Origin of the sequence: Streptomyces fodineus, assembly GCF_001735805.1 — a bacterium.
Taxonomy (GTDB): Bacteria; Actinomycetota; Actinomycetes; order Streptomycetales; family Streptomycetaceae; genus Streptomyces; species Streptomyces fodineus.
The window spans coordinates 1,913,098-1,926,692 of record NZ_CP017248.1 but is presented as its reverse complement, the minus strand read 5'-3'; the positions used below and the strand labels follow the sequence as shown (position 1 = coordinate 1,926,692).

At 69.0% G+C, this 13,595-nt stretch carries 14 protein-coding genes, 1 pseudogene and 1 riboswitch; of the genes and pseudogenes, 10 read left to right on the top strand and 5 right to left on the bottom strand.

What is annotated here, in order from left to right; all coding sequences use genetic code 11:
* Positions 1-8 precede the first annotated feature (8 nt).
* The 3 genes from BFF78_RS07725 to BFF78_RS07715 all read right to left on the bottom strand — a co-directional run bounded on the left by BFF78_RS07725 (position 9) and on the right by BFF78_RS07715 (position 3,806).
* Positions 9-1,700, bottom strand: coding sequence for an ISAzo13 family transposase (locus BFF78_RS07725; RefSeq protein WP_069777602.1), 1,692 nt, complete (start codon positions 1,698-1,700; stop codon positions 9-11).
* A 245-nt stretch (positions 1,701-1,945) separates the two neighbouring features.
* Complete coding sequence (locus BFF78_RS07720) at positions 1,946-2,386, bottom strand: sec-independent translocase (protein ID WP_227025751.1); 441 nt, start codon at positions 2,384-2,386, stop codon at positions 1,946-1,948.
* 49 nt (positions 2,387-2,435) lie between these two features.
* Positions 2,436-3,806 carry an FtsW/RodA/SpoVE family cell cycle protein gene (locus tag BFF78_RS07715; protein WP_069777600.1) on the bottom strand — a complete coding sequence of 457 codons (1,371 nt, stop codon included), beginning with the start codon at positions 3,804-3,806 and terminating at the stop codon, positions 2,436-2,438.
* A gap of 176 nt (positions 3,807-3,982) precedes the next feature.
* Here BFF78_RS07715 and BFF78_RS07710 point away from each other — a divergent pair, with 176 nt between their 5' ends.
* The 7 genes and pseudogenes from BFF78_RS07710 to BFF78_RS48005 all read left to right on the top strand — a co-directional run.
* Positions 3,983-4,888, top strand: a complete 906-nt coding sequence (locus BFF78_RS07710; protein WP_069777599.1) for a hypothetical protein — start codon at positions 3,983-3,985, stop codon at positions 4,886-4,888.
* 61 nt (positions 4,889-4,949) lie between these two features.
* Positions 4,950-5,567 (top strand): LCP family protein, encoded by a 618-nt coding sequence (locus tag BFF78_RS07705; RefSeq protein ID WP_069777598.1) that lies wholly within the window; start codon positions 4,950-4,952, stop codon positions 5,565-5,567.
* A gap of 689 nt (positions 5,568-6,256) precedes the next feature.
* The gene (locus BFF78_RS07700) at positions 6,257-6,439 is read left to right on the top strand and encodes a hypothetical protein (protein ID WP_069777597.1); all 183 of its coding nucleotides are present in this window, start codon (positions 6,257-6,259) and stop codon (positions 6,437-6,439) included.
* A 27-nt stretch (positions 6,440-6,466) separates the two neighbouring features.
* Positions 6,467-6,730 carry a hypothetical protein gene (locus BFF78_RS07695; RefSeq protein ID WP_069777596.1) on the top strand — a complete coding sequence of 88 codons (264 nt, stop codon included), beginning with the start codon at positions 6,467-6,469 and terminating at the stop codon, positions 6,728-6,730.
* A gap of 71 nt (positions 6,731-6,801) precedes the next feature.
* Positions 6,802-6,975, top strand: a riboswitch (M-box (ykoK) riboswitch).
* A 194-nt stretch (positions 6,976-7,169) separates the two neighbouring features.
* Positions 7,170-8,807, top strand: coding sequence for an NRAMP family divalent metal transporter (locus tag BFF78_RS07690; RefSeq protein WP_069777595.1), 1,638 nt, complete (start codon positions 7,170-7,172; stop codon positions 8,805-8,807).
* 95 nt (positions 8,808-8,902) lie between these two features.
* On the top strand, positions 8,903-9,271 hold the full coding sequence (locus BFF78_RS07685) for a VOC family protein (protein ID WP_069783447.1): 369 nt from the start codon (positions 8,903-8,905) through the stop codon (positions 9,269-9,271).
* Between the two features lie 422 nt (positions 9,272-9,693).
* Positions 9,694-9,905 (top strand): annotated as a pseudogene (locus tag BFF78_RS48005) (TerD family protein); the annotation flags it as partial.
* Here BFF78_RS48005 and BFF78_RS48000 read toward each other — a convergent pair.
* Both BFF78_RS48000 and BFF78_RS07675 read right to left on the bottom strand, forming a co-directional pair.
* On the bottom strand, positions 9,806-10,081 hold the full coding sequence (locus tag BFF78_RS48000; protein ID WP_237282580.1) for a DUF1707 domain-containing protein: 276 nt from the start codon (positions 10,079-10,081) through the stop codon (positions 9,806-9,808). The pseudogene BFF78_RS48005 and the gene BFF78_RS48000 sit on opposite strands and share 100 nt — an antisense overlap.
* A gap of 279 nt (positions 10,082-10,360) precedes the next feature.
* Positions 10,361-10,813 carry a hypothetical protein gene (locus tag BFF78_RS07675; RefSeq protein WP_069777593.1) on the bottom strand — a complete coding sequence of 151 codons (453 nt, stop codon included), beginning with the start codon at positions 10,811-10,813 and terminating at the stop codon, positions 10,361-10,363.
* A gap of 479 nt (positions 10,814-11,292) precedes the next feature.
* Between BFF78_RS07675 and BFF78_RS07670 the strand changes: the two genes are divergently transcribed.
* From BFF78_RS07670 to rodA, 3 genes are all read left to right on the top strand, one after another.
* Entirely contained in the window at positions 11,293-11,655 is a 363-nt protein-coding gene (locus BFF78_RS07670) for an ArsR/SmtB family transcription factor (RefSeq protein WP_069777592.1), read from the top strand.
* On the top strand, positions 11,648-11,809 hold the full coding sequence (locus BFF78_RS45370) for a hypothetical protein (RefSeq protein WP_227025750.1): 162 nt from the start codon (positions 11,648-11,650) through the stop codon (positions 11,807-11,809). Before BFF78_RS07670 ends, BFF78_RS45370 begins: the two co-directional genes overlap by 8 nt.
* 234 nt (positions 11,810-12,043) lie before the next feature.
* Entirely contained in the window at positions 12,044-13,240 is a 1,197-nt protein-coding gene (rodA, locus tag BFF78_RS07665) for a rod shape-determining protein RodA (RefSeq protein ID WP_069777591.1), read from the top strand.
* The last annotated feature ends 355 nt before the right edge of the window (positions 13,241-13,595 follow it).

Sequence of the window (13,595 nt, the reverse complement as noted above, 5' to 3'; positions counted from 1 at the left end):
GCAGATCTTTAACTCGTCGTTTTGACCTTGATCTGGGTGGAGTCGGGAGCGAGGAACGTCGCGACGTCGGCTGGTGCGCGGAGGCGGGCGGTAGAAGCGTTGATGTGGTGGCCGTGTGCTTCCAAGAGCGGGCGGACCTCCTGTTTCGCGCGGCTGATGGTCATGGCGGTGACGCCGAAAAGTTGGCCGAGGAGGTCCATGGTCGCGAGTTTGCGCAGGTGGAGCACGGTGGCCAGGATCCGGTCGGCTGGGGTGAGTTTGGCTTTGGCACCTGTGCCAGGGGCCACCAGGCGCTCGTGACCGCGACGTGTGCGGAGCACTTGCTCGCGTTGAACCTCTAGCGCTGGAGTCAGCGCGTCGATGAGCTCGCTGAGCTGCTGACGGGTCATCCCGGTCAGTTCCGGGTCCTGCAGCGAACGCCGCGTGAGGCGAGGCGGTCTGCCCGCCGGGGCCTGGTCCGACGTGCTGTCGGTCGTGGCCGCGTCCATCGGATGCTGGGGGCGGAGGGTGTAGTTCCAGTCGCCGTGGAAGCGGTGGCGGGTGATCGGCAGTGAGGCGATCTCGTCGTCGCTGACCTGGATGCCGGTGGGGTACGGGTTGGTGTCGAGTTCCGCGTGCACGGTCAGACCGGTCTTGGTGGTGGTCGCCGCGATGCTCTCGACGATTACTTCCTGGCTGGTCAGGGGCCTGCCGCGCCAGTTCATGGTGATGTGGGAGAACAGCCGGTGCTCGATCCGGTTCCACTTCGAAGTCCCGGGAGGCAGGTGGCAGACGGTGATCGTGAGGCCGGACTCAGCGGCGAACCGGGCGAGTTCGGTCTTCCACGTGCGGGTGCGATACCCGTTGGAGCCGCCGGCATCGGCGGTGATCAGCAGCCGGCCGGCCGTCGGGTACGTGGCCCGCCCGGCTCCGTTCCACCAGCGGCGGATCGACTCGACGGCGAACGCGGCGGTGTCATGGTCGGTGCCGACGTTGACCCAACCCGTGTTCGCGGCGACGGCGTAGATGCCGTAGGGCACCGCCCTGCCCAGCACGCGGTCGGGGAAGTCGTGGGTGTCGACCCGCACCGGCTCGCCTCTCGGCTCCCATTCACGGCCGTTGTTCTTGAACGGGCCGACCAGCTCCTTCTTCTTCGTGTCCACACTGATCACCGGAGCACCGCCGTCCTGGTGGTCGCGGGCCTGCTCGTTGAGGTAGTGGAACTGTGCGTCCCGGTCGGGGTGCTGCTTGCCTTCCAGCGTCTTGGCATTGCTCTGCAGGCTGAAGCCCTCCTCGCGTAGCAGGTCGCCCACCGTGTCCGCGGAGATCCTGTGGCCCTGCCGGGTCAGCTGCTCGGCCAGCTTGCGAGTGGATTTGGTGGTCCAGCGCAGCGGCGACATGGGATCTCCGCGGACGTCGGGCTCGACCAGCGTGAGGAGTGCCTCCCGAACGGCTGGGTTCAGGTCGACGACGCGTTTGCGGCCGGCGCCAGGCCGACGGACGCGGCCCAACGGAGCCTCCCCGGAGCCGAGTTCCCGCACTCCGGCAGACACGGTGGCCTCACGAACACCGGCGGCACGAGCGACCGCCTTGATCCCGCCGTGGCCGAGGGACTGGGCCTCCGCCCCTATCAGCAGGCGACGCTGCCGCTCGTCGAGGTGCGGCAGAATCGCCTCGAACTTGGCTGCCAGCGTGGTCCGTTGCCTATCCAACCCGCTCATGCCAGACCAACGAACCACCAAGCAGAAAGCCACGAGTTAAAGATCTGCACGTCCTAAGGGGCCGGTGCGTCTCCGTCCACCGTCGAGGGGCGGCCCGTTCGCCTTCGGGTGATGGGGGCGGCCCACAGCCGTGTCCCTCGGGTGACGGGCCGGTCGTCCGCCGTATCCCGCAGGTGACGGGCCGGGCCTCCGCGGTGTCCCTGATCGCTCGGTCCAGCCCGGTCCACCTGACCACTCGTCGTGGCTCAGGTGGCGTCGGGATCGTAGGCATGCGCGGTGGGCGGCTCCGGCGAGGCCGCTCCTCTCGCCCCACCCCCGGCCCGCCCGGTCGGGTCGGTTCGCGCGGCCCGCTCGGTCGATTCGCCCGGCTCGCCGTTCACCGCGTCGGCCAGTTCCGCCAGCTCCGCCCTCGGATCCAGGGCGGAGCGGATCTCCTCGATCCCGAGGCCGTCGCCCTCGCCGCCGAGGAGGTGTTTGCGCACGAACGTCTTCGGATGCAGGTCCTCCAGTTCGAGGTCCTTGAACTCCGGTCCCAGTTCCGAGCGGACGTCTTCCTCGGCGGCCTCGGAGAACTCGCGGACCTTTCGCAGGAACCCGGTCACCTTCTGTACGACCTCGGGCAGCTTGTCGGGGCCGAAGAGCAGGATGATCATGATTGCCAGGACGAGCAGGTCCAGTGGGCTCATGTCGAACAACATCGGTGCCTCCGCTCTGCCGCCGAAGGGGATGCCGGGCTCACGGCCGTACGAACTGGGTCTCGGCGGCGCTGACGTCCGCTGCCGGTATGGGTGGCGGGCGGCGGGCGGTGTCGCTGATCTTGATCAGGACGGCGACCAGCAGCCAGTTGGCCACCATGGACGAGCCGCCCTGGGCGAGGAAGGGCAATGCCTTGCCGGTGAGTGGGATGAGTCCGGTGACGCCACCCACGACGACGAAGACCTGGAGGACGAGCGCCGAGGCCAGGCCGCCGGCGAGCAGTTTGCCGAACGGGTCGGTGACGGTGAGGGCCGTACGCAGGCCGCGCTCGGCGAGCAGAGCGTAGAGGAGGATGACGATCGTGACCCCGGTCAGGCCGAGTTCCTCGCCGACCGTGGTCAGGATGAAGTCGCTGCGCCCGGCGAAGCCGATGAGCTCGGGATGGCCCTCGCCGAGGCCGGAGCCGAGGATGCCGCCGGAGCCGAAGCTGAACAGGGCCTGGGCGGCCTGGTCCGAGATGAGCCCAGGCGGGCGCTTGTCGGGCGGGAGGAAGATGTCCATCGGGTGCAGCCAGGCCACGACGCGGCCGTGGACGTGCGGTTCGAAGGAACCGACGACGAACGCGCCGACGGCGAACATGGCGACGCCGAACACGACCCAGCTGGTGCGCTCGGTGGCGACGTACAGCATGATCACGAAGATGCCGAAGAAGATCAGCGAGGTGCCGAGGTCCCGCTCGAAGACCAGGACGAGCAGGCTGAGGATCCACACGGCCGCGACGGGGCCGAGCTGCCGCCCGCGCGGGAGATACATGCCCATGAGCCGCCGTCCGGCGAGCGCGAGGGCGTCCCTGCGCAGCGTCAGGTATCCCGCGAAGAAGACCACGATGACGATCTTCACGAACTCTCCGGGCTGGAAGGACAGCGGGCCGATGAAGATCCACCGCTTGGCGCCGTAGACGTCGCCGGGATAGAACGCCGGTGCCATCAGCAGGACCAGCCCCATGGCGATGGTGACGTACGGGTAGCGCTGAAGCCTGCGGTGGTCCATGAGCAGCACGACCGCCGCGGCGAACACCGCCACCGCGATGCCGCACCACATCAGCTGACCCGATGCCGCGGCCGTCGAGTGGTGGTAGTGCGACGCGTAGGCGAGGTCGAGGCGGTGGATCAGGACGAGACCCAGACCGCTGAGCAGGGTGGCCAGGGGCAGGATCAGCGGATCGGCGTGCGGCGCGAACCGGCGTACGGTGACATGGCACACCACGGGCATCACGGCCGCCGTCAGGCATGTCAGCGCCATACTCGGCGGCAGCTTCCCGCTGACGGCGAGGGCCGTCTCCGCATAGCCGTAGCAGCAGATGAGGATGGCGCCGAGGAGCAGGAGAAGCTCCAGGTTCCGCTCACTCATGCGTCCTGACCGGCCCGGCCGCACGGCCAGTTTCGCCGGTCCACGCCGACCAGTCATGCTTTCCCCCTCGATCGGGTCCACCCCCTCGACTCCCGCTCCAGGACTCGGTCAGGGTTATATGGTTGCGCAACAACGCAACTGAACTGTAGTCGAGGGCAGGTAAGAGGAGGGTCGGCGTGGCGGCACGCAGGAGGGGGCGCCGCAAGGCGTGGGCGGTGCTGATCGGGGTGAGCGTGGTTCTGGCGCTCGTGAGCTATCTCGCCGTCCGGTTCATCCGCTCGGCGACTCCCGACGAGTGCACGGCGCAGGGCACGGACGGTACGACGGTCACGCTCGATCTGGACCAGGCGTCCCATGCCGCGACCATCGCGGCCGTGGCCCACGCGCACGGCCTGCCGGAACGCGCCGTCACCATCGCCCTGGCGACCGCGATCCAGGAGTCCAAACTCCACAACTTGACGTACGGGGACCGCGACTCCCTCGGCCTGTTCCAGCAGCGCCCGTCCCAAGGCTGGGGCACTCCCGCCCAGATCCGCGACCCCGTCTACGCGTCGGGCAAGTTCTTCGACGCGCTGGTCAAGGTGCCCGACTACCTCGGCCTTCCGGTCACCGTCGCCGCGCAGCGAGTCCAGCACAGCGGCTACCCGGAGGCCTACGCATCACATGAGGCCATGGCGGCGACGCTGGCCGACGTGCTGACGGGGCGGGAGGGGCCGGCGCTGAACTGCACGGTGAGTGGGGCCGACCCGGCTCCCTCCGGTGCAGCGAGCAGCGCGGTGGGCGCCGTGAGCGAGGCCGGTGACGGCAGCGGTGTCGCGGCAGCCGTCCGGCGGGAGTTCGGCGACGCGCCGGTCGCCCTGCCCGTGACCGGCGGCGACAGCGTCAGCTTCCCGATTGCGACCGAGCAGGCTTCCACCGGCTGGTCCCTCGCCCTGTGGCTGCTCTGCCACGCCACCGCACTGCACGCCACATCCGTGACGTTCGACGGCCGGCGCTGGAGCAGCGCCGCCTCGGACCGAGGCTGGACGCACAGCACACCCGATTCCCGGCAGGCCGGGATGCTGGCGGTGGAGCTGGGTTAGCTGCACCGCCCAGGCAGGCTGGTCGAGTTTGTGCTCTGACACCGTCTGAATCGGGTGACGGGTGAAGTTCCCGCATAAGGATGTCGTCCTGGACAGCAGCTGGAACGTGCTCGATTTCGCACAGCAGGCCCCGGACCTCACCGGCGGCAACGTCGTGTTCCGCACCCTGCCCATCGAGGGCTTCGGGATCCGCAACCGCGAGGACGTCAACCTCGTGGATCCGGAGGAGATCAAGTCGATCGTGCAGCAAGCCTTCGGAGCGGCCGGTGCCCGGTCTCCCGCGGCCTCCGGCACCACTGCGGCCGCGCCCGCCACCGTGGATGTCATCAACGGCAACGGCGGTCGGGGCCTCGCCTCGAAGGCGCTCTCCACTCTGGTCGAACTCGGCTACACGGCCGGTACGACGGGCAACACCACCACGCAGCCTGCGACCACCGTCCGCTACGGTGCCAGGGCACAGCAGGCGGCTCAGCAGATCGCCGGCCGGCTCCACGCCGGCACCGCCACTGCCAGTCCCGCCGTGTCCGCGGGCCACGTCGGCGTCACCCTCGGCGAGGACTACACGCATCCCAGTCAGGCAGCTCCGACCCGGACGCCGACCGCTTCCGCGTCGAGCACGACAACAGCGGACGACTACGGCCCGGCTGTGAAGGCAGGCGGTGTGCCGTGCGTCAACTGACCCACCCTCGATGCCGTGGCTCGCGTGAGCGGTGATCCAGGACCGGGTGGCTTCTTGCCGAGTCGACGTCGACGCCTGCGTCCCCGGCCGGAAGAAGGCGAGAGACATGGTTCGCCGCATGGGCGGACCGAGGCAGCCCGGCCGCCCGCGGCGGCGTAGGGCCGCACGGGTGTCAGGTCGGCCAAAGCGCAGGTGGACGAGTGCCGAATGCCGAGTGCCGAGGGCGGGCGCGGGGCCGACTGTGGCCCGGACTACTGCAAGTGCGGTTCATCTGACTCCCGCCTCCCTCCGGCGTGGCGCCGTACGACTCGGCAACGAGCAGGCCGGCCCACACGGCGGTGGCCGGTGCACCTCGACTCGTGGTCGTCCGCGATCCGGGTCGCCGCGTCCCGTCCAGCGGTGCGGGTGCGAGAACCGGCTCGGTGGGCTTCGGCATGTGGTCGCGCCATGGGTGGGCGTACTCTGGCCGGAGGGCGCGATGCGTCGTTGCCCGATCTGACCGCCGCGAGCGCGAGGAGGTGAACGGGATGAGTTCCTGCAGCAGTAGTCCCAGCTCCCATTCCGTGGCACCCCGGGCGTCCGGCGCGCACCGCACCGCTGTATGACGGCGTGGCTCTCCGGAATGTGCCAGGCAGTCATTACGCCTGCCTCCGGTCCGCCAGCGGGTGCCGATCAGGCGGAGGTGCGTCATGACGATCACGATCACACTGCCCCGTTTCACGCTGCCCGCCGTGGCCGATCGTGGCCTGCGGATTCTGCTCCCCGTCGCCGAGCCGGCGGTTCTCGCCGTAGCCGATGCCTGCGGTGTCGGGATGCCGGTGCGCCTGCTGGGACTCGGTATCAAGCTCGCCCGGTCGGCCACGCAGGACTGATCCGGCTCGGTCCCAGGGAGGCCGGCGGTGAACGATCAGCGGTGGGCAAAGGAACGCCTCGCGGTGCGCCAGGCGGCGCAACGGCTGACCGAGGACGCGGGGGCCCTGATGGCGGCCTCCGCGGAGGCCGCCGAGGCCGGGCTGGCGACGCGTGCGGAGGACCTTCGGCGTGCGGTGGTCGCTGCTTGGAGCGCCGGTGTCGCCCCCGAGGTCCTGGCCTTGGACGCTGGGGTGAACGTCGCCGTGATCGATGACTGGATCGGTCCGGGCGACGTACGCCACGGGCCGTGACCGCATCGAGAGGTCGTCAATGACTTGCGCAAGCATGCAAGCGTTGGGCTACACTCTTTGAGGTTTCAAAAAGGGCACCTCGTTCGGTGAGGCGTCTTCACGGACACAGGCCGCTGACCCCACGACGTCGAGAGACGCCCTGGGTCAGGACATCTCTCCCCGGCCCAAGGGGTGAGGCCAAGTGGCATCCCCGACAAGGGGATTACGTCGTGGAGTGCCAAAGCTCTGACGAGTTGGGGTGTGCCGGCCCCTCACCCGCTTGTCCTCGCGTTCTTCCGGCACGCGGTAACCACCTTCCCTGCGCGGATTCCCGTCCGCGTCTGCTGCCCCCGCACGGCCGTGCGCCGTGACGGGCTGCCGTCCTGCGCGCTCGCGCGGGGAGGATGACTTTCGTGTGCCCCCTACCTCCTCCTTTTGGGGGGGATTCGGGAGGTACGTCATGACCACCGTGACCAACGTGTCCGAGGCCCCGCACTCCGCGGTCCTGGACGACGCGCACGTCGGCGACATCCAGGGTGCGCTCGGCACCATCAGGCTCGACGACACCGCACCCCGCACCGGGCTGTCGGCCAGGCTGAAGACGCTGTTGGCGATCGTCGGGCCCGGCCTGATCGTCATGGTCGGCGACAACGACGCCGGCGCCTTCGCCACCTACGGCCAGGCCGGCCAGAACTACGGCACCCACCTGCTGTGGACCCTGCTCCTGCTGGTCCCCGTCCTGTTCGTCAACCAGGAGATGGTGCTGCGTCTGGGCGCCGTCACCGGCGTCGGCCACGCCCGGCTCATCCTGGAGCGGTTCGGGAAGTTCTGGGGCGCGTTCTCCGTCATCGACCTGTTCCTGCTCAGCGCCCTCACTCTGGTGACCGAGTTCATCGGCATCACCCTGGCCACCGGCCACCTGGGCCTGCCCAAGGCCGCCTCCGTGGTGCTCGCCGCCGCAGTCATCATCGCGTCGGCGTTCACCGGCTCCTTCCGCCGCTTCGAGCGGGTCGCCATCACGCTGTGCGCTGCCTCGCTGCTCCTGGTGCCGATCTACTGCATGGTCCACCCGCACGCCTCGCAGATGGCCCGTGACTTCGTCGTGCCGGACATGCCCGGCGGTACCGGGCAGTTGTCCACCGTCATGCTGCTGATCATCGGGATCGTCGGCACGACGGTCGCCCCCTGGCAGCTGTTCTTCCAGCAGTCGTACGTGATCGACAAGCGGATCACCCCGCGCTTCATGACGTACGAGAAGGCCGACCTGTGGATCGGCATCACCGTGGTGGTCGTCGGGGCGGCGGCCGTGATGGGCTTCACCGCCGCCGCCTTCGTCGGCACCCACGGCTTGGGGAACTTCACGGACACCGCCGGCATCGCGCACGGCCTCGAAGCCAAGGCCGGCAAGCTTGCTGGGGTGCTGTTCGCGATCGCGCTGCTGGACGCCTCGATCATCGGTGCCTTCGCCGTCTCCCTGTCCACCGCCTACGCCATCGGCGACGTCTTCGGCATCAAGCACTCCCTCCACCGCGGCGTCAAGGGAGCCAAGGGCTTCTACGCCGTCTACGCCGGCCTGGTCGCCGCGGCCGCTGCCATCGTGCTCATCCCCGGCTCCCCGCTGGGCCTGCTCACCGAGGGCGTCCAGACCCTCGCCGGCGTCCTGCTGCCCTCCGCCAGCGTGTTCCTGCTCTTGCTGTGCAATGACAAGCAGGTCCTCGGCCCCTGGGTCAACGGGCCGAAGACCAACGCGTTCACCTCGGCCGTCGTCGGCGTCCTGGTCGCCCTGTCGATCATCCTGACCGCCTCGGTGCTCTTCCCGGACATCTCCGCGGCCGCGATCCTCGACATCATGGCCGCCTGCGGCATCGTCGGCGTGCTGGCCGCGGGATACGCCTTCACCCGCCGCCGCACCGGCACCAAGGAAGACCCGATCGACCGCACCGGCCGCGACACCTGGCGCATGCCCGCACTGGCCACACTGACCCGGCCGACCATGTCCACCGCCCGCAAGCTCGGCATGGGCATGCTGCGCACCTACCTGCTCATCGCGATGATCCTCGTCGTCATCAAGATCGTGGAAGTGGCCCTCGGCCACTGAGTCCCCCCACCGTCCCGGGGTGCTCTGATCGAGCACCCCGGAGGCCCGGAAGGCCATCCACCACTGTCACGTCTATGGCAGAAAGGCCCTTCGCCATGCTCGCCGCTATCGACCACGTCCAGCTCGCCGCCCCGCCCGCCAGTGAGGAGACGCTGCGCGCCTTCTACACCGGCGCCCTCGGGATGACCGAGATCCCCAAGCCACCGGTGCTCGCCGCCCGCGGTGGCTGCTGGTTCGCCACCCCTGGCGGCAGCGTGCAGCTCCACCTGGGCATCGAAGACCCCTTCCGGCCCGCGCAAAAGGCCCACACCGGGCTGCGGGTGACCGACATCGACGCCCTCTCCGACCGCCTCGCCGCACACGGCGCGCCGGTCGTGTGGGACGACAACCTGCCCGGCCACCGCCGCTTCTACAGCACCGACCCCGTCGGCAACCGCCTGGAATTCCTCCAGCCGCTCGCCTGACGCCCGGCGCCGGACGCCGTGCGGCTACCGCCCGGGGCGTCACTGTCACGCATCTGATCCGGCCGCTCGCGGCCCCGCTCCCTGAAGGAGGTGCCTCGTGCACGCACTGACCACCGTCGAATTCCTGACCCGACTCGGCACCGGGGTGGCCTGCGGCGCGCTGATCGGCGTCGAACGGCAGTGGCGGGCCCGGATGGCCGGGCTCGCGAGGCAGCCGCCGGCGGGGCAGGCGCCGACGGTGACGATCCGGATGACGACTCGCTGTCCGCCCGTCGCCCCGGCGCCATCGCCCCGGATTGCTCAAGCCCCGGCTTCGGCAGTCCGGGCTTCACCGGCCCCACACCTCCGCACATGCGGTAGCACACAGGCATGGAACGCCGCAGAGGCGGTATCCCGCCACCATCATCGCGAGAGGGCATCTCATGGGCGTGGCCCTGGCCAGGGGCGGCAATGTCTCACTGACAAGGAGCCGCCGGGACTGACCGCCGTAACCGTCGGTCCCGGCTGGGCTGTACGCACCACCACGGGTGCCGGCTACGATCTGGACGCCTCCGCGCTGTGCGACGCGTCGGGGAAGGTCGTGTCCGACCAGGGCCTCGTGTTCTGCAAGAACCTGCGCGCCGCCGGATCCGTCCCGCCAGCGACGGCGAGCGTCGACGTGGTGCCCGGGTGCTCCTCCGGGAGTGAGGCCAGAGCCGACACCGGCTCGCTCTGCGTCTCGGCGGTAAGCGCACGGTGGAGGAGTTCGTCCAACTCCTCGTGCGTGACACGCTCTTCGGCGTACGACTCCTCCAGGCGCTGCACGGCCATGTCGCGGTCGTCTTCGCTGATCAGCGGCGACGAGTCTTCCGGTAAGGGTGTCACCGCTTCACCGTACTGCCGTGCTGGCGACGCGAACGCGCCAAGGTCCGTAGCGGGCCGGGCATTCGATGGGGAGGCCGATCACTCAGCACCATGGCCTTGATCGTCCAATCCGGCGAACCTTCGCGGTCACAGCACCAGCCGGGCAATGCCGGACCATCTGGTTGGTCGCCCGCAGCTTCCCCGGGCGGCCAACCAGCCAGGTCACTGACCTGCGTCAGCTCACCGTCAGCTGACCTTTACGGTGACCGGAGAGGAGTGGAACGTGCCGGACTTGGCCGCCACCCGCACCTGTTCGGTGCCCTTCTTGGTGAACGTCCGCTTGATCGTGTAGGTGCCGTTCTTGTTGACGGTCGCCGTGGTCTTCAGCGTGCTCCACTTGCCGTTGTGCAGGTGCTGGAGCACTAGCGTCGAACCGGCCTTGATGCCCCTGACCCGGCCGGTGAACACCACGGCGTTGCCCGCCTTGACGGCCTTGTGGTTGGCCGAGACGGTGATCGATCCCATGGCGGTCGGCGTCCGCGACGGCCTCACGCTCGGCGTGCCCGTGCGGGTCATGGAAGGCTTGGGGGCGGGCGTCCCGGTCGCGGCGACGGCTCCTGCCGTACCGGTCGACAGCATGGCGGCGGACAGGGCACCGGCAGCGAGCGCACGGGCGCGGCGGCTTCGGGAGAAACTCATGGTGGATCTCCTGCTTTCTTCGACGTCCCCCTGGGTGCGAGTCGGTCACTCGGGGCGGCTCGCACATCCAGGCTGGCCCGAGCGCGGCTGAGCGGCACGCCGAAGTGGGTGCGCCGGCCGTTGAATCGTCTACTTTTCGTGGTAGAGCTGCAGGTTGAACAAATGTTTCCCCCTCGTCTTCTCATTCTTTTGTCACTGGAATGGAGCAGCGTCATTGCGCAGTGATCGCAGCGGGGCTGCTGTCAGCAGGGCCGGCACGCTGATGGGGGAGTGTTGTTCGGTGCGCTGGGGCGAGGGGCCGTAAGGCCGCGAACCCCGCGAGGAACCGGTAGCGAGCAAGCGGTAGTTACGACTTGAGGCAGCCACACCCCCGGCCGCGGAGCCGACGTCCTGCTCCACAGGACTGCTTGCGCCCGGCGCCTACACTGGGTGGGCGTGTGAGTGTCGACTGTGAAGTGCGGGCGGGAGGGCAGAGGACCGTGGCTGGGAACGTCGGTGGCTTCGAGGATCCGCCGGCCGACGTGCTGGCGGCTGCCGCCGGCGCCTTCGGGCTGCTCGCCTCGTCCGTCAGGCTTCACCTGATGTGGGCGCTGTCCCAGGGGGAGTGCGATGTCACGCACCTCGCCGACCGGGTGGGCGGTGCACTGCCCGCCGTCAGCCAGCACCTGGCGAAGCTGAAGCTCGCCGGACTGGTGTGCTCTCGCCGTGAGGGTCGGCGGCAGGTCTACTACATCGACGACCCGGACGTGGTGACGCTCGTGCGCGTGATGATCGGGCAGCTGACGGCACGTTCCCGCCAGGGTTCCGCGCCCGTACGACTTCTGCACGGGACCAGTGACTGAGAGCACAGTCGGAGGCGCGCACGCCTCCACCGCCGACCAGGCCAAGACCTGCGCCAAGGTCAGCCCCTACAAGACGGTCAACCTGAACGGCGTCTCCATGACACCGGCCCAGGCGTACGCGGCGGCGCGCAGCACACCCGACTCCGACGCCTGACCGGCGGCCGGCATCGTACGCGGCCGGGTTTCTGTTGCAGCTTTGCGCAATCAAGCAGATATGATCGGCGCGGCAGCCTGCTTCGTCTCTGGAGCGAACGGAGTCCTCCATGGGTCACCAGTCTCTTGGCCGCATGCGGCCGGTCCACGAGCAGGTGTGGAAGCTCGGTGACCACAGCCGACCGTACGACCCGCAGGCGACCGCCTGTGAGCGCGAAAGCCGGAGGACGCTGGCATGACCGGCGCGAGCAGCTTCACCGTCTCGGGCTATGGCCCCGAGCGCCCCGCCTGGACGCGGCTTTTCGCACGCGACTCCATCATCCGTCGGCTGGACTGGCCGATACTGCTGGCCGCCCTCGCCCTGTCGTTCATCGGCTCGCTGCTGGTGTACTCCGCGACTCGCAACCGCACCGCGATCAACCAGGGCGACCCGCACTACTTCCTCGTCCGACACCTGATGAACCTCGGCATCGGGTTCGTCCTGATGATCGGCACGATATGGCTGGGGCACCGCGCCCTGCGCAACGCGGTGCCCATCCTCTACGGGATTTCAGTGCTCGGGGTGCTGCTGGTGCTCACTCCGCTCGGTGCCACCATCAACGGCAACCGCAACTGGATCGTCCTGGGCGGCGGATTCTCACTGCAGCCCTCGGAATTCGTGAAGGTCACCATCATCCTGGGCATGGCGCTGCTCCTCGCGGCCCGGGTCGACGCGGGTGACAGGAAGTACCCCGACGGCCGCACGGTGATCCAGGCGCTGGGGCTGGCCGCCGTGCCGATCATGGTCGTGATGATGATGCCGGACCTCGGCTCGACGATGGTCATGACCGTCACGATCCTGGGCGTGCTGCTCGCATCCGGCGCCTCCAACCGCTGGGTCTTCGGTCTGCTCGGCATCGGTGTCCTCGGCGCCGTCGCCGTGTGGCAGCTGCATCTCCTGGACCAGTACCAGATCAACCGCTTCGCCGCCTTCGCCGACCCGAGCCTGGACCCGTCCGGAGTCGGTTACAACACCAACCAGGCCCGCATCGCCATCGGTTCCGGCGGTCTGACGGGCGAGGGCCTCTTCCACGGCGCGCAGACCACCGGTCAGTTCGTCCCGGAGCAGCAGACCGACTTCGTGTTCACCGTCGCCGGGGAGGAACTGGGCTTCGTGGGCGGGATCCTGATCATCTCCCTGATCGGAGTGATCCTGTGGCGCGCCTGTCGCATCGCCCGGGAGACGACCGAGTTGTACGGCACGATCATCGCCGCCGGCATCGTCGCCTGGTTCTCCTTCCAGTCCTTCGAGAACATCGGCATGGCGCTCGGCATCATGCCGGTGGCGGGAATTCCCCTGCCGTTCGTCTCCTACGGCGGTTCCTCGATGTTCGCAGTGTGGGTGGCGGTCGGCCTGCTGCAGTCGATCCGGGTGCAGCAGACGAGGCCGTGACGTCATCATCAGCTCACCGCCTGCTCGGTGCCCTTTTCGGTGAACGTCCGCTTGATCGTGCAGGTGCAGTTCTCGTTGACGGCCGTCGTGGTCCTCAGCGTGGTCCACTTGCCGCCTTGACCGCCTTGTGGTCGGCCGAGAGGGTGATCGAGCCCGTGGCGGTCGGTGTCCGTGACGGCTTCGTGCTCGGCATACCCGTGGGGGTCATGGAGGGCCCGGGGGCCGGCGTCCCGGTCGCGGTGACGGCTCCTGCCGTACCGGTCGACAGCATGGCGGCGGACAGGGCACCGGCGGCGAGCGCACGGACGCGGCGGCTTCGGGCGAAGCCCGATCGAGAGTCTCCTGTTTTCGCCGG

Coding starts and splice junctions, on each gene's coding strand:
- BFF78_RS07725 (WP_069777602.1), bottom strand. CDS start 1,700: ATGAGCGGGTTGGATAGGCAACGGACCACGCTGGCAGCCAAGTTCGAG.
- BFF78_RS07720 (WP_227025751.1), bottom strand. CDS start 2,386: ATGAGCCCACTGGACCTGCTCGTCCTGGCAATCATGATCATCCTGCTC.
- BFF78_RS07715 (WP_069777600.1), bottom strand. CDS start 3,806: ATGAGTGAGCGGAACCTGGAGCTTCTCCTGCTCCTCGGCGCCATCCTC.
- BFF78_RS07700 (WP_069777597.1), top strand. CDS start 6,257: ATGACGATCACGATCACACTGCCCCGTTTCACGCTGCCCGCCGTGGCC.
- BFF78_RS07690 (WP_069777595.1), top strand. CDS start 7,170: ATGACCACCGTGACCAACGTGTCCGAGGCCCCGCACTCCGCGGTCCTG.
- BFF78_RS07685 (WP_069783447.1), top strand. CDS start 8,903: ATGCTCGCCGCTATCGACCACGTCCAGCTCGCCGCCCCGCCCGCCAGT.
- BFF78_RS48000 (WP_237282580.1), bottom strand. CDS start 10,081: ATGGCCGTGCAGCGCCTGGAGGAGTCGTACGCCGAAGAGCGTGTCACG.
- BFF78_RS07675 (WP_069777593.1), bottom strand. CDS start 10,813: ATGAGTTTCTCCCGAAGCCGCCGCGCCCGTGCGCTCGCTGCCGGTGCC.
- rodA (WP_069777591.1), top strand. CDS start 12,044: ATGACCGGCGCGAGCAGCTTCACCGTCTCGGGCTATGGCCCCGAGCGC.